At 67.0% G+C, this 13,699-nt stretch carries 12 protein-coding genes; 3 read left to right on the forward strand and 9 right to left on the reverse strand.

The window, feature by feature from the left end; genetic code table 11:
- Positions 1 to 49: 49 nt before the first annotated feature.
- From AABM56_RS12695 to AABM56_RS12725, 7 genes are all read right to left on the reverse strand, one after another.
- Positions 50 to 2,131 (reverse strand): 3-hydroxyacyl-CoA dehydrogenase NAD-binding domain-containing protein, encoded by a 2,082-nt coding sequence (locus AABM56_RS12695; RefSeq protein WP_347883297.1) that lies wholly within the window; start codon positions 2,129 to 2,131, stop codon positions 50 to 52.
- A gap of 18 nt (positions 2,132 to 2,149) precedes the next feature.
- Positions 2,150 to 3,400, reverse strand: a complete 1,251-nt coding sequence (locus tag AABM56_RS12700; RefSeq protein ID WP_347883298.1) for an OprD family porin — start codon at positions 3,398 to 3,400, stop codon at positions 2,150 to 2,152.
- Between the two features lie 64 nt (positions 3,401 to 3,464).
- Positions 3,465 to 4,463 (reverse strand): ABC transporter substrate-binding protein, encoded by a 999-nt coding sequence (locus AABM56_RS12705; protein ID WP_133860768.1) that lies wholly within the window; start codon positions 4,461 to 4,463, stop codon positions 3,465 to 3,467.
- Between the two features lie 42 nt (positions 4,464 to 4,505).
- Complete coding sequence (locus AABM56_RS12710; protein WP_017641233.1) at positions 4,506 to 5,273, reverse strand: ABC transporter permease; 768 nt, start codon at positions 5,271 to 5,273, stop codon at positions 4,506 to 4,508.
- A gap of 26 nt (positions 5,274 to 5,299) precedes the next feature.
- The gene (locus AABM56_RS12715) at positions 5,300 to 6,127 is read right to left on the reverse strand and encodes an ABC transporter ATP-binding protein (protein WP_133860769.1); all 828 of its coding nucleotides are present in this window, start codon (positions 6,125 to 6,127) and stop codon (positions 5,300 to 5,302) included.
- 217 nt (positions 6,128 to 6,344) lie between these two features.
- Entirely contained in the window at positions 6,345 to 8,432 is a 2,088-nt protein-coding gene (locus AABM56_RS12720) for an acetate--CoA ligase family protein (protein WP_347883299.1), read from the reverse strand.
- Entirely contained in the window at positions 8,429 to 9,241 is an 813-nt protein-coding gene (locus AABM56_RS12725) for an enoyl-CoA hydratase/isomerase family protein (RefSeq protein WP_160922619.1), read from the reverse strand. The genes AABM56_RS12720 and AABM56_RS12725 overlap by 4 nt, the downstream gene beginning before the upstream one ends.
- Positions 9,242 to 9,325: 84 nt before the next feature.
- Here AABM56_RS12725 and AABM56_RS12730 point away from each other — a divergent pair, with 84 nt between their 5' ends.
- Positions 9,326 to 10,168, forward strand: a complete 843-nt coding sequence (locus tag AABM56_RS12730) for an IclR family transcriptional regulator (RefSeq protein ID WP_347883300.1) — start codon at positions 9,326 to 9,328, stop codon at positions 10,166 to 10,168.
- 144 nt (positions 10,169 to 10,312) lie between these two features.
- Here AABM56_RS12730 and AABM56_RS12735 read toward each other — a convergent pair whose 3' ends face one another.
- Complete coding sequence (locus tag AABM56_RS12735; RefSeq protein WP_347883301.1) at positions 10,313 to 11,275, reverse strand: aromatic alcohol reductase; 963 nt, start codon at positions 11,273 to 11,275, stop codon at positions 10,313 to 10,315.
- A 92-nt stretch (positions 11,276 to 11,367) separates the two neighbouring features.
- Here AABM56_RS12735 and AABM56_RS12740 point away from each other — a divergent pair, with 92 nt between their 5' ends.
- Entirely contained in the window at positions 11,368 to 11,835 is a 468-nt protein-coding gene (locus AABM56_RS12740; RefSeq protein ID WP_347883302.1) for a helix-turn-helix domain-containing protein, read from the forward strand.
- Positions 11,836 to 11,965: 130 nt separating this feature from the next.
- Positions 11,966 to 12,589 (forward strand): VOC family protein, encoded by a 624-nt coding sequence (locus AABM56_RS12745; protein WP_347883303.1) that lies wholly within the window; start codon positions 11,966 to 11,968, stop codon positions 12,587 to 12,589.
- Between the two features lie 54 nt (positions 12,590 to 12,643).
- On the opposite strand, the gene AABM56_RS12750 is transcribed toward AABM56_RS12745, so the two are convergent.
- Positions 12,644 to 13,570: a LysR substrate-binding domain-containing protein gene (locus AABM56_RS12750; protein ID WP_347883304.1), complete on the reverse strand. Its 927-nt coding sequence runs from the start codon at positions 13,568 to 13,570 to the stop codon at positions 12,644 to 12,646.
- Between the last annotated feature and the right edge of the window lie 129 nt (positions 13,571 to 13,699).

Genomic DNA, 13,699 nt, shown 5'->3' on the forward strand with positions numbered 1-13,699 from the left:
AACCGGGCGCTCTCGGATATGCAGCGTCGCTGAGGGTGCTGCCTTCGACTCACAGGTCCAGAAATGTCCGGCCCTCGGCCGCCAGCTGCCTGAGCCGCGGAGAGATTCGCGTCCCGCGCTCGGCCAGGGCGGCGGACCAGCCTTCCAGGGTACTGACGATCCGCTCCAGCCCACACTCGTCGGCGTGGTACAGCAGCCCGCCGCGATAGCGCGGAAAGCCGTAGCCGTGCAGCCAGACCAGATCGATGTCGACCGGCTGTTCGACGATGCCCTCCTCCAACAGCCAGGCTGCCTCGTTGATCATCACGAACAGGCAGCGTTCAAGGATCTCCGTATCACTGTGGCTGCGCGGGGTGATACCCCGGCGCTGACGGTGGGCGGCGAGCAACCCGGCGACCAGGAGATCCGCCTGGCCCTGGCGCTGACCCGGCTCATAGCGGTAGTAGCCGGCGCCGGACTTCTGGCCAAGACGGCCGCGGGCGTGCAGCTGCTCGATCAGGTCGCAGGCCCGCTCGGCAGGGCTGAGGGATTCACCCCGCCCCTGGCGATTGCGCCAGGCGATGTCGATTCCGGCCAGGTCACGCAGCTCGAAGGGGCCCATGGGAAAGCCGAATTCACGCAGCACCCGGTCGACCTGTTCGGGTGCTGCGCCCTCTTCCACCAGCAGGGTCGCCTCGCGTTCGCGTACCGCCAGCAGGCGATTGCCGACGAAGCCATGGCAGTTGACCACCGCCAGCGTAGTCTTGCCCAGGCGCTCGCCCAGCTGCAGGGCAGTGGCCAGTACGGCAGGCTCGACCGCGCGGGTGCGAACCACCTCCAGGAGCTTCATCACCTGGGCCGGACTGAAGAAGTGCATGCCGATCACCGCCTCTGGCCGGCCGGTCATCCCGGCGATGGCATCGATGTCGAGATAGGAGGTGTTGGTGGCCAGGATGGCGCCAGGCTTGGCCAGGCGATCGAGCTGACGAAAGACCTCCTGCTTGACCGCCAGATCCTCGAATACCGCCTCGATGATCAGATCGGCGTCGGCTACCGCGTCCAGGGTCGCCTCACAGCGGATCAGGGCGGCGCGCGCGCTGGCCTGATCCGCCGTCAGGCGGCCCTTGGCCAGGGCCCCGGAGAAATAGCCGTCGATCGTGGCGCGGCCTCGCTCCAGGGCCTGGGGCTGGGTATCGATCAGGACGGTAGCCAGGCCGGCGTTGGCCAGGCAGAGGGCGATACCGGTGCCCATCAGCCCCGCGCCGATCACCGCCACCTGCCGCAACGCTACGGGAGGCGCCGCCTTGGCCAGGGCGCGATTACGACCCGCCAAGGCGCGCTCGGCGAAGAACACCTGGCGCAGCGCCCGGGCCTGGGCGGACTCGCGCCGGGCAACGAACAGCTCACGCTCGCGCTGCAAGGCGGCGGACAGCGGCAGCTGCCAGGCACCGCGCAAGGCGTCCAGCGCCAGCACCGGTGCCTCCTGGCCCGGCAGCTTGCGCAGCAGCCCGCGGGCCTGGGCCTCGAAGGCGTCGGGGTCGAACGGGGGTACCGTCTGGACCGCCGTCGGCCGTGGCGACAAGGGAGGATGATCACGCAGAAAGCCCTGGGCCAGGGCCAGTGGTTCATCCTCGCCCAGACCATCGATCAGCCCCGCGCCAAGCGCCGCGCTGGCATCCAGGCGCGTGCCGCCCACGATCATGTCCAGCGCCAGGGGCGCGCCAACCAGGCGCGGCAGGCGCTGGGTGCCGCCCGCGCCCGGGATCAAGCCCAGGCTGACTTCTGGCAAGGCGAAGGTGGTAGCGCTCGCCGCGACCCGGTAATGACAGGCCAATGCCAACTCCAGCCCACCGCCCAATACCGCGCCATGCAGCGCGGCGATCACCGGCTTGGGCGAGGCTTCGAGGGCCGCCAGCACATCCGGCAGATGGGGCTCCTGCAGCGGCAGGTCGAATTCGCGGAGGTCGGCGCCGGCGACGAAGGTCCGCCCGGCGCAGGTGATCACCAGCGTCTGGATCCCGTCATCGGCCAGGGCCTCCTGCAGCCGAGCCAGGAGCCCCGCACGCGCCGCGCGGGACAGGGCATTGACCGGTGGATGGTCCAGGGTGATGACGCCCAGGGCGTCGATCCGTTGCAGGGTTACGGTGGTCATGTAGGGTCTCCCGAAGGGTCAGAGCAGCGACAGCGGATAGCTGGCGATGACGCGGACGTCATTGGCGTCCCGCGAGAAATCGGAACGGTAGGTGGCGCTGCGCAGGCGCAGGTTCAGGCCCTTGAGCGAGCCGCCATGCAGCACGTATTGCAGCTCCACATCCAGTTCCCGTTCGCCGCCGGACGCGCCGCCGCGCAGTTCGGCCTGGCTGCCGCGTACGAAGCGCGTCATGAAGTTCAGGCCGGGGATACCCAGCTGGCCGAGGTCGTAGTCGTAGCGCGCCTGCCAGGAGCGCTCATTGGTCTCGGCGAAATCGCCCACCTGGACGAAGTTGACCAGATAGGGGTCGGTGCCATTGACGTAGGGAAAGGCCGTCGAGCCCGACATCTTCTGATAGCCCAGGCCCAGGGAGTGGCCGGCGCGCTTGTAGGTACCCAGGGCGCTGAAGGCGCGGTTGTTGATGCGTCCGCCGCGGGCGCGACCCTCGTCGTCGCTGTCGAACAGCCGCACCTCGGTGAGGAAGGCGCCCCAGTCGCCCTTGCGGCGGTCGGTCAGGCCGAGAAAGCGCTGGCGATAGACATCTTCCAGCACGGCGTACTGGGCGCTCACATCGGTGGTGGTGCCGAAGCGGTAGAGGGCGCCGACGACATTGAAATCATCCCCCTCGAGGGAGCCGCTGAAACGGCGATTCTTGTTGTTCAGCGAAAGGCCGTCGGCCCCGGAACTGTCGCGATAGACCGTGCGCTGGATGTTGGCACCGGTCAGGGTCAGCCCCTTGATCTCCTTGAATTCGAACTGGCTGCCCTCGAAGGTCTGGGGCAGCAGGCGGCCATTGTTGGTGACCAGGGTCGGCCAGCGCGGTACCAGGGTGCCGATCCGCAACTCACTCTTGGAGAGACGCGCCTTGAAGGTCGCCCCGGCCTTGGCGTACTCGCCGGGCGCGCGGCCCTCGTCGTCTACCGGCAGCAGACCGGTGCCAGTGCGGCCACGGCCCGAATCGAGCTTCAACCCCAACAGGCCCAGGGCGTCCAGGCCGAAGCCAAGGGTGCCCTGGGTAAAGCCGGATTCGTACTTGAGGATGAAGCCCTGGCCCCACTCCTCGCGCTTGGACTGGCCGCTGCCGTCGCGAAAGTCGCGATTCATGTAGAAGTTACGTAGTTCCAGGGTGGCCTTGCTGTCTTCGAGGAAGCCCTCGGCATAGGTCAGGGGCGACAGCAGGGCAATACCCAGCCCTGCCGCCAGGATCGGCTTGTCATGATGCCTGTGCATAGGAGGTCTCTACCGAACCCTGGCCACTCGCGGCGTACCAGGGGGATGGAAGGAAGCGTGCGGCTCAGCGCACCTGCGTCAGGTAGTCGGCGGCGGTACCGGGGATCTGGGTGTTCTGGATCTGGCCCAGGAAGGTAATGGCGCGCTGGACGTCCTCATCGGTGAGATAGGGCGTCGCGGGGAAGGACTTGCGGTTGTTCTTCCAGGCGGCGGCATAGACCTCGTCGTTGACGCCCTCGAAGCGGGTGCGCACGGCCTTGGCGGCCTCGTCCGGATGCTGGCTGATCAGCTGGGTGGCGTCGTTGAGCGCGGCAAGAAAGGCCTTGACCGTGTCCGGATGCTCCTGCGACCACTCGCGGCGAGCGCTCAGGGCGATGGAAGGATAGCCGTCCAGGGCCTTTACCTGGCCCTCGGACATGTCCAGCAGGGTGAAGCCCTGCTGCTCGATCACCGCGCTGTCCGACGCCGGCGACGACAGCGCGAAGCCGTCGATGCGGCCCTGGGCAAAGGCGGCCAGCATGGCGCCGCCATTGTTCAGGTACAGCAGGGTGAAATCCTTCTCCGACTGCAGCTTGGCTTCCTGACCGAGGAAGCGCACCAGGAAGTCGGCGCTGCCGCCAGTACCGCTGACCGCTAGGCGTAGCCCCTTGAAGGCGGCCAGGCGCTGCTCGACGGTGGAGTTGGCGTTCAGCCCCAGGCGGTCGGCCACCTCCTGGCGGATCACCACGTTGCTCGCATACTGGCCGACCATGCGCCCCAGCAGGGTCACGTCGGCGCCCTTCACCTTGGCGTTGATGGCGTTCTGGATGGCGCAGGAACAGAACTCCACCGAGCGGCTGACCAGCCCGGAGGCGGCGGCGCCGCCACCCTTGAACTTGACCAGGCTGACGTCCAGCCCGTGCTTCTTGAACAGCCCAGCATCCAGCGCCACGAACAGCGGCATGTGCACGAAGCCTTCGGTACCTATGGCCACCTTGACCGCTTCATCGGCCTGCACGGCAGGAGTGGCAGCCAGCAGCGCGGCACTCAGGCCAAGGGCGGAAAACAGACGCTTGAACGACATGGCAAAGACCTCTCTTCTTCTTGTAATGGGTAACGGGAGCATTCAGATCGAGAGTTCGCGGGCGTCCTGCTCCTTCTTCCAGGGCATCAGCGCGGTTTCCAGCTTGCGCACCGCCGCCTGCAGCAGCAGCGCCAGGAAGATGATCGCCAGCAGCGCGGCGAAGACCCCGGCGGTGTCCAGCTGGCCGGCGGCGTCCTGCAGCAGGTAGCCCAGGCCGCGGTTGGCCGCCATGATCTCGCCGACGATGGCGCCGATCAGCGCATAGGGCACCGACAGCTTGAGCCCGGTGAACACCCACTGGATGGCCGAGGGCAGCACCACCTTGCCGATCAGGTGATGTTCCTTGGCGCCCATCAGCCGCAGGATCTCCAACTGCTCGCGCTCCACCGCGCGCACGCCGCTGTAGGTGTTGAGGAACACCAGGAAGAACACGATGGTGGCGGTCAGGATGATCTTCATCTCGATGCCGATGCCGAACCACATGATGAACAGCGGCGCCAGGGCCACCTTGGGCAGGCTGTAGATGGAGATCAGGATGGGATCGAGCAGCTTGGCCAGGGTCTCGTTGCGGCCCAGCAGCAGGCCGACGCTGATCCCGGCGCAGGCGCCGCAGAAGAAGCCGGCCAGGGTCTCGACGACAGTGATCCAGCCGTGGGCGAACAACCGCCCGCTGGCGACCAGCTCGACGAAGCGGCCGCCGATCTCGCTGGGCGAGCTGACGAAGAAGGGATCCACCAGCGGTCCCGAGGCGAACTGCCAGGACAGCAGGATGACGGCGAAAATGGCGACGCGGCCGAGAAAGATGTTCATAGCAGGATTCTCCAGGGGTGGGCCGCTCAGGCGTCTTGGCTCGGGGTGATGAATTCCCAGAGGTCACCGCAGAGCTGGTGGTAACGCGGGTCCTTGCGCAGCTGCAGGATGTTGCGCTCGTCGCCCAGGGGGATGGTCACGTCGCGCACGATGGTGCCGGGACGGCCGGAGAAGATCAGGCAGCGATCGCCCAGGGCCACCGCCTCGTCCAGGTCGTGGGTGACGAACAGCACGGTCTTCTTGAGTTGGCGACTGAGCTTGAACAGCTCGGTCTGCATGCGCATGCGCAGCTGGGCATCGAGCGCCGCGAAGGGCTCGTCCATCAGCAGGGTCTCGGGATCGTAGGCCAGCAGCCGGGCCAGCGCGGCGCGCTTGCGCATGCCCCCGGAAAGCTGGCTCGGGTAAGCCTTTTCGTGGCCTTCCAGGCCGACCAGGGCCACCAGCTCGCGGATGCGTGCCTGGCGTTCGGTCTTGCCCACGCCGCGGATCTCCAGGGGCACGGCGATGTTGCCGACCACGTCGCGCCAGGGCAGCAGGTGATCGCTCTGGGTCATGTAGCCGGTGCGGCCGTTGATGCCCTTGACCGGCTGGCCGGTGTAGAGCACCTGGCCCTCGGTGGGGGCGAACAGGCCGGCCACCATGTTGAGCAGGGTGGACTTGCCGCACCCGGAGGGACCGACGATGGTCACCACCTGGCCCTGCTGGATGTCGACGTTGATGCTGTGGGAAGCCTGTTTCGCCACGCCCTTGACGGTAAAGGCCTTGGCGACGTTGCGAAAGGAAATCACGGTGGGCGCCGGGGCGATGCTGCCGATCGGCTCGCGAGGGCTGGCGTTCTTCAGTACGGCGGACATGGCGTTACTCCCGGTTCGAGGACGTGGCGTCGGGTTCAGGACTCATGAACGACGCGACGGCGTCTGACGGTAGGGATGCACACCATGGGCGATTGATCTGGAAGCTGTTCATAGTGACCTACTTATTGTTATGAGTCAGAAATGAAGCGTTCTTGGATTATGCAAGGGTGAACCTGGGCGGCAATGGCGCTGTTCCACCCTGTGGAACAGCGCCGCTTCAGCTCAGCACGGTGAGACCGTCGAGGGCGACCACGCCCTGCCCTTGCGGCCTGACCAGCAGCGGATTGATCTCGGCTTCCTGCAGGCGCTCGCCCAGGCGCAGGGCCATGTCGGAGAACGCCACGATGCAGTGCGCCGCCGCCTCGACGTCGGCCTTGGGTCGGCCGCGGAAGCCGTCCAGCAAGGGGTAGGTACGCAATTCGGCGAGCATCTCCCGGGCATCCTCCAGGGTCACCGGCAGCAGGCGCAGCGTGGTGTCCTGGAACAGTTCGGCCGTCACCCCGCCCATGCCCAGCAGCAGCGCCGGGCCCAGTTGCGGATCACGGGTGAAGCCGAGGATCAGCTCCTCGCCGCCGCTGACCATTTCCTGCACCAGGAAGGCCTCGGGATCGAAGCCGACCTGGGTGGTCACCTCGTCGCGCATCCGCTCAAGACGTGCACCGATCCCCTCGGGTCGCTGCCGCAGGGCCACGCCGCCCACCTCGCTCTTGTGCGGGATGCGCGCCGAGAGCACCTTGAGTACCACCTCGCCGCCCAGTTCGCGGGCCGCCGCCTCGGCCTGACGCGCATCGCCCACTACCCGCTCGCGGGTCACCGGAATGCCGAAGGTCTCGTAGAGCTGCTTGCTGCGCGCCTCGTCCAGCGGGCCGGGTTGCAGGTCCGCCAGAGCCACCGACTCGGCCGAGGGAGCGGCGCCGAGCTGCCCCGGGCGCTGCCTTGCATAGCTGCCTTGCAAGGCCAGCGCCTTGAGCGCTCCGGCACAACTTTCGGGAGCGCTGAAGGCCACCCCGCCCGAACCGTTGATGCGCTGCGCCGCCGCCGGCGCATGGGGGCTGATATAGGCCAGCACCGGCTTAGTCGAATGGGCCAGGCTGTCGCGGATGGCATCCGCCATCAGGTGCGGCTGGGCCACCCCGGAGGAACCCACCACGCTGATCACCGCGTCATAGTCGGGGCTGTCCAGCAGGATGCTGATGGCGCCACGCATCACCTCCGGTTGCAGACCCGCCAGGGTCAGGTCGATGGGATTGCGGTCGAGCACCGCCTGGTCGCCGACGTCCAGGGCGCGCAGTCGCGCCGCCGTCTCTGCGCCGGGCGGCGGGGTCTGGAAGCCGTTGACGCCCAGGTTGTCGGCGATCAGGGTACCGGCGCCACCGGTGGAGGTCAGGATGGCTACCCGGGTGCCCTGCATGACCCGGCCACTGGCCAGGGCGAAGGGAATGTCCAGCAGGTCGGCGAAGGTCTCGGCGCGGATCACCCCGAGCTGGCGGAAATAGGCCGAATAGAGATCGTCCGAGCCAGCCAGGGCGCCGGTATGGGAGGCCGCGGCGCTGGCGCCGGCTTCCGAGCGGCCGACCTTGAACACCACCACCGGCTTGCCAGCGGCGCGGGCCCGGCCCACGGCGCTGGTGAACCTGGCGGTGTCGCGCAGCCCTTCGAGGTAGAGGGCGATCACCGCGGTGGCCGGATCGCCGGCCAGATGGTCGACGAAGTCGGCGACGTCCAGATCCACCTCGTTGCTGGTGGAGATCAGCTTGGAAAAGCCGATGCCGGCCGCCACGCCGCGAGAGAGCAAGGCACCGAGGATGCCGCCGCTCTGGGAGACCAGGGCCACCCTGCCCGGCAGCAGGGCGTCCATGTCCAGGGCGCCACTGGCGGACAGGGTGATGCGCTCGCTGACGTTGACCAGGCCGATGGTATTGGGGCCGAGGATACGCATGCCGCCGCGCGCGGCCTGGAGTTCCGCCTGGCGGCGGATGCCGCTCTCCCCGGTTTCGCCATAGCCGCCGGCCAGCACGATGGCCGCCGCACAGCCCAGCGCCGCCAGTTCGGCCACCGCCTGATTGGCACGTTCGGCACCCAGCAGGATGACCGCCACGTCCGGCACCTCGGGCAACTCGGCGATAGAGGGATAGCAGCGCAGGCCGTCGATCTCCTCGTAGCGCGGATTGACCGGATAGAGGCGTCCCTGGAAGCCATGCTTGCGTAGGAAGGCGATGGGCCGGCCGGAGGTCTTGCGGGCGTCGCCCGAGGCGCCGATGACGGCGACGCTGGCCGGACTGAGCAGACGGTCGAGGGCGCTCATCGTTGGCCACCATTGCTCTTGCGCGCCAGGAAGGCGGCGACCGACTCCTGGTGTTCGCTGGAGGTGTAGCAGATGCCCTGGGCCTGGCTGCCCATGGCCGAGATCTGGCCCTGGGTCAGTTCGAAGGTATTGTTGAGGATCGACTTGCTCAGCCCCAGCGCCGTGGCGGAACCGGCGGACAGTTGCAGCGCCCAGTCCTGGGCCGCTGGCAGCAGAGCATCGTGGGGCACCACCCGGTCGATCATGTTGATGCGCTCGGCTTCGCCCGGCGCGACGGTGCGACCGGTGAAGATCAGCTCCTTGGCCCGGCTCAGGCCGACCCGCCGTGGCAGGAAGTAGAGGCCACCACCGTCGGGGATGAGGCCGCGGGCGATGTAGCTCATGGCGAAGGACGCCTGCTCGGACGCGATGATAAAGTCGCAGCTCAGCGCCATGTCGCAGCCCAGCCCGGTGGCGGCGCCGTTGACCGCGGCGATGGTCGGCTTGGGCAGGTTGTGCAGCAGCGAAACGGCATGGTGAACCCGTTGCTGGCGCTTCCAGCCGTTGAAGGCCACCGAACCGGCCGGCGCACTCATGCGCGCCTGCATGCCCTTGATGTCGCCGCCGGCGCAGAAGCCCTTGCCGGTACCGGTCAGGATCAGCGCCTTGATCGCGCTGTCGGCGGCGATGCGCTCCAGGTGCTCGATCAGCAGGGTGCGCATGTCGTCACTGATGGCATTGCGCGCTTCGGGGCGGTTGAGCGTCAGGGTGGCGATGCCCTGGGTCACCGTCAGCTCGATGGGGGTCGAGGATTCGGGAGCTGTCGTCATGGGAGGCCTCTCTCTTATTCTTGGGTTGATTGGCTGCCCGGATCTGCGCCAGGCTTGAAATCAATCTGCGCGAGGAGACCTGTCATGACAACGCAGCCATTCCACCAGATGGAACACGCCATCGCCGAGCCGAACGCCGCCGACATGCCTGGCCAGGGCAAGGCGCCGGCCAATCGCTCGCTGGAGCGTGGCCTGGATGTCCTACGGGCTTTTCGTCCGGGCACCGAATACCTCACCAATGGCGACCTCAGCGACCTCCTCGGCCTGGCCAAGTCCACCGTCAGCCGCCTGACCCAGACCCTGGTGCGTACCGGCTTTCTGGACTACGACGGCGGCCGCAGCGCCTATCGCCTGGCGCCGACCTTTCTCGGCCTGGCCCATGCCATGCACCAGGGCAGCAGCCTCCTGCAGGCCGCCTCGCCGCTGATGATCAAGGTGGCGCGGGAGCACCAGGTCAACGTCAGTCTGGCGGCGGCGGACCGCGACGAAATGATCTACCTGGAGTCGATTCGCCTGAGTCAACGCAAGACCCCGCGCAACGTCCTGGTCGGCCAGCGCCTGCCGATGGACATCACCTCCCTGGGCCGCGCCTGCCTCGCCGGCCTGGGCGAAGCCCAGCGCGAAACGCTGATCGCCACCTTCTGCGCCCGCCGCTGCGAGGCACGCCGGGCGCCACTGGAACAGGAGATCCGCGCCGCCCTCGCCAGCGTCCGCAGCAAGGGCTATTGCCTGGCTGCCTGGCAACCCGAAGTGGTCGCCATCGCCACCCCCCTCGGCCTCCCCGGCTATCGCACCCATGCCCTCAACATCAGCCTGGCCACCCCGTTGTCGGAGGCGGAGATCGAGGAGCGCTATGCCGGGGTGCTGCTGGAATTGGCCGGGAAGATCAGGGCGGCGTGTGGGAGTGATCCTGGCGGACTGACGTGATGTCTCGGGGCAACATCTCCGCCCGGGAGGCCATCCTTCCGCTCCGTGGTGTCACTCCTGCCCATTACTGAAGACTGGTTGAGCCCGGTAGTACAGCGGGGGCACCGCCCTACCTGACCGGGCTACGTCCCGGCCCGGCCAGGCTCACTCGGCCCGCCCGGCCTCGCCCAGGTGCTCCAGCGCCCACTGCTCTGCGCTGGTCACCGCGAATCCGTGCCGGGCATTGAAGGTGGTTTCCATCGGCCAGGCGACGCCGCGGCCCTGGGCGAAGACGGCACGGTACTTCTTGATGTGCTTGGCATCCTCGTCGGACTCCTGCTCCATGGCGTCCACCAGGTAGGGAACCGACCAGACATTGGTTTTGAAGGGACGCTTCAATACCCGCTCCAGCAGCTCGGCCAGCTCGCCATAGGCCAGGGTGTCACCCGCGAGATAGACGATTTCATTGCAGAAACGTGGCTCGAAGAAGACGATCTCGGCGGTCAGCCTGCCGATGTCGTCAGGGGTGGTCAGGGTCACGCAGGTATCCAGGCTGCCCAGTGCATTCACGGTATCCGTTACGAGGTCGACCACCCCGAACACGGGTTCGAACAGGAAGCTGGTGAACATCCCGGTGGAGATGATCACCCACTCGGTCTGGCGCTGGGCGCGCAGCAATTCTCGCACCTCGAGTTGCGCATCGAACAGGTCCTGGGGACTGCCCCGACCGATGACGTCGTAGTCCACCCCGAATTGCCAGGGAAAGTAGCGTTTCACGCCGGAGGCGAGTGCTGCACGCGCCAGTTTCATGGGGGTTTCCCGTCCTGCCACCATGCCGGCACAACCGACGACGGTATCGAATTGGGCGAAGACCGCCGCCAGCTGCTCGATGGAATCCCTGACCAGGTCGGCAGCAACCAGCTCGACGCCGAGCGCGCGCAGCTCGTCTATCTCCCTTTTCTTGCCAGGCTCCTGGCTGTCGAGCGTGGCCTGGCGCAGCAGCACGCTGATCCGCGAGCCCGGCTTTTGCCCGGAGAGCCGGGCGAGATTGCGCAGCACCGGCAGACCGAGTTCGCCGGCGCCGAGTACGAGAATGGATTGGGTAGCGGTAGGGAATTGGGCAGTCATCATGCCTCCTGACGTCAGGTGTAAGATGAGCGAATGCTGGCAGACGCCAGCGGCGCTCAGAAGAAGGCACACGCGTGATACCAGGGGACGAGATGACCGATCTGGAGATCCTCCGACAGTCCGAAGCCATCTGCCAGACGCTCAGGCGGGACGAAGACGGCGTACGCCGGGAGGTGCTGACCCATGCGGGCAGTCGCTGGTCCCTGGGGGTCCTGCATGCGCTTGGGGTCTATGGCGTCATGCGGCATGCCGAGCTGGCGCGGCAACTCTCGGGCATCACCCAGCGGATGCTGACCAAGACCCTGCGCGCCCTCGAACGTGACGGCCTGCTGCTGCGCCACGACTTCGACGAAGTCCCGCCCCGGGTCGAATACGAATTGACGCCGCTGGGCCTGAGTCTGCTGATCCGGATGACGCCCATCTGGACCTGGGTCATCGAGAACGTCGAAGACTTCCGCGCCGCGCGCCGTGCCTTCGATGAGCGAGTTCACGAGAAGCCGGCGTGGCAATCGCCAAAGCCCATGCCGGACGAGCCAATTGACGAAGACCCACGGCCCTGAATGGAACCGCCAGGGCAACCCACCGCGTTCCGCGGTGGCTGCCATCGTGACCCAGGCCTGGCCGGTGAACGCCAAACGGACCCTGCCGCCCCTTTTGTGCTCGCACCTCACCCACTCAGGAGTCGCACCCATGAGACGTGCCAGCCTGGATCATCTGGTCGTCGTGGCCCCGACGCTCGCCGCAGGCGCCCAGTACGTCGAAGAACGACTCGGGGTAGTGATGCAGCCAGGCGGCAAGCATCCGCGCATGGGTACCCATAACCTTTTGCTGCGCCTGGGCGACTGCTATCTGGAGGTCATCGCCCCGGACCCCGACGCTCCGGCGCCGACCAGACCCCGATGGTTTGGCCTGGATGATCTGGCGCCTCGGACTGCCCCCTGCCTGGCGCACTGGGTCGCGCGGACCCAGCGGCTTGATCGCGCGGACGCTAGCCTCACGCAGACCTTCGGCACCATCGAATCGATGAGCAGAGGCACGCTATCCTGGCAGATATCGATCCATGCCGATGGACACTTGCCGCTGGGAGGGATGCTACCCAGCCTGATCGACTGGGGCGACGCCCAGCATCCCGCCCTGCACCTGATTGACAGGGGCTGTCGGTTACAGCGGCTGGAGATCGCCCATCCCGATCCCGCTTCGATAAGGCAGCAGCTGAACGCCATCGGATTCTCCGGTCCGATAGCGTGTATGGCCGCTGCGCACCCTGGCCTGCTGGCTTGTATCGAGACGCCCAACGGACCCAAGACCCTTTGATGTGCGGCCAGCCTTTAGCCACGGCGAGCAAGGCACCTTGGCCACCCAGCCCGCTCAATGGCCAAGCCAGTGGGCCGCTTCTTTCCAGGGCCCCACGGTGACCAGCTCCTCCAGGGTTTCCAGCACGATCTTTTCCCAGCTCAGGGCCAGGCGGCTGCTGCGGCGTTCCTTCAGCCGCGCCAGGGCCACCGTCGAGCGGATGCCTGGTCGCTCGATCTCGTGGCCGACCAGTTCGCCGCGGTCGATGTCCTGTTGCACGGCGGCGTGGGCGAGGATCGAATAGCCCTGCCCTGCGGCGACCAGCTTCTTGGTCAGGCCGACGCTGTCCACCTCCAGGATCACGTTCAGGCGCACCGTGTTCTGCGCCGCCACCTGCTCCACCAGGCGTCTGTTGCTGTGCGGCAGCCCGGGCAGGATCAGCGGCACCTCGCCCAGCGCCGACAGCCGCTGCGAGCGACTGGCTTCGCCCGGCGGCCCTACCAGCACCATCCGCTCGCTGAACAGCGGCCGCACCTCGAAGGCTTCCAGCAACGGCTGGTTGTAGACCACGGCCACCTCGATGCGCCCCTGCAGCAGCCACTCCTGCAGCGAGGTGCTCAAGCCCTCCAGGGCATGCAGTGAGGCCTTGGGCCAACGCTGACGAAACTTCTGGATCAGCTGGGGCCCGACCAGCGAACCGATCGCCGGTGGCAGGCCCACCGCCAGGTGGCCCCGCTCCTCCTCGGCACTGCTGCGCACATGGTCGGCGGTTTCCTCCAGATACCGCAGCATTACCTCGGCCCGCTCGACCAATCGCGACCCTGCGGCGGTCAGCTCCACCCCCTTGCCGTGGCGGGTGAAAAGCTCGACCCCCAGTTGCTCTTCGAGCTTGGCGATCTGCCGGCTGAGCGCGGGTTGAGCGACATAGAGTTCTCGCGCAGCGCGGCTGAAGCCGCCGCACTGAGCGACCTTGACGAAGGAGCGAAGCTCGCGAATATCCATGGCAACCCCATGCTTTCAAAGCATAGCTTCTGATGAAAATAAGGTTTTTGTCCACCTAAAGCGACTTATCTATGCTCGCATCAAATAGCTCGTAGGGGGAATTGGCTATCCCTACCGGCCAATCACAAG

The organism is Pseudomonas aestiva (genome assembly GCF_039908605.1).
GTDB lineage: Bacteria > Pseudomonadota > Gammaproteobacteria > Pseudomonadales > Pseudomonadaceae > Chryseomonas > Chryseomonas aestiva.

Excerpts from the sequence above, each read along its gene's own strand:
- AABM56_RS12695 (WP_347883297.1), bottom strand. The coding sequence starts at position 2,131 with ATGACCACCGTAACCCTGCAACGGATCGACGCCCTGGGCGTCATCACC.
- AABM56_RS12700 (WP_347883298.1), bottom strand. The coding sequence starts at position 3,400 with ATGCACAGGCATCATGACAAGCCGATCCTGGCGGCAGGGCTGGGTATT.
- AABM56_RS12705 (WP_133860768.1), bottom strand. The coding sequence starts at position 4,463 with ATGTCGTTCAAGCGTCTGTTTTCCGCCCTTGGCCTGAGTGCCGCGCTG.
- AABM56_RS12710 (WP_017641233.1), bottom strand. The coding sequence starts at position 5,273 with ATGAACATCTTTCTCGGCCGCGTCGCCATTTTCGCCGTCATCCTGCTG.
- AABM56_RS12715 (WP_133860769.1), bottom strand. The coding sequence starts at position 6,127 with ATGTCCGCCGTACTGAAGAACGCCAGCCCTCGCGAGCCGATCGGCAGC.
- AABM56_RS12720 (WP_347883299.1), bottom strand. The coding sequence starts at position 8,432 with ATGAGCGCCCTCGACCGTCTGCTCAGTCCGGCCAGCGTCGCCGTCATC.
- AABM56_RS12725 (WP_160922619.1), bottom strand. The coding sequence starts at position 9,241 with ATGACGACAGCTCCCGAATCCTCGACCCCCATCGAGCTGACGGTGACC.
- AABM56_RS12730 (WP_347883300.1), top strand. The coding sequence starts at position 9,326 with ATGACAACGCAGCCATTCCACCAGATGGAACACGCCATCGCCGAGCCG.
- AABM56_RS12735 (WP_347883301.1), bottom strand. The coding sequence starts at position 11,275 with ATGACTGCCCAATTCCCTACCGCTACCCAATCCATTCTCGTACTCGGC.
- AABM56_RS12740 (WP_347883302.1), top strand. The coding sequence starts at position 11,368 with ATGACCGATCTGGAGATCCTCCGACAGTCCGAAGCCATCTGCCAGACG.
- AABM56_RS12745 (WP_347883303.1), top strand. The coding sequence starts at position 11,966 with ATGAGACGTGCCAGCCTGGATCATCTGGTCGTCGTGGCCCCGACGCTC.
- AABM56_RS12750 (WP_347883304.1), bottom strand. The coding sequence starts at position 13,570 with ATGGATATTCGCGAGCTTCGCTCCTTCGTCAAGGTCGCTCAGTGCGGC.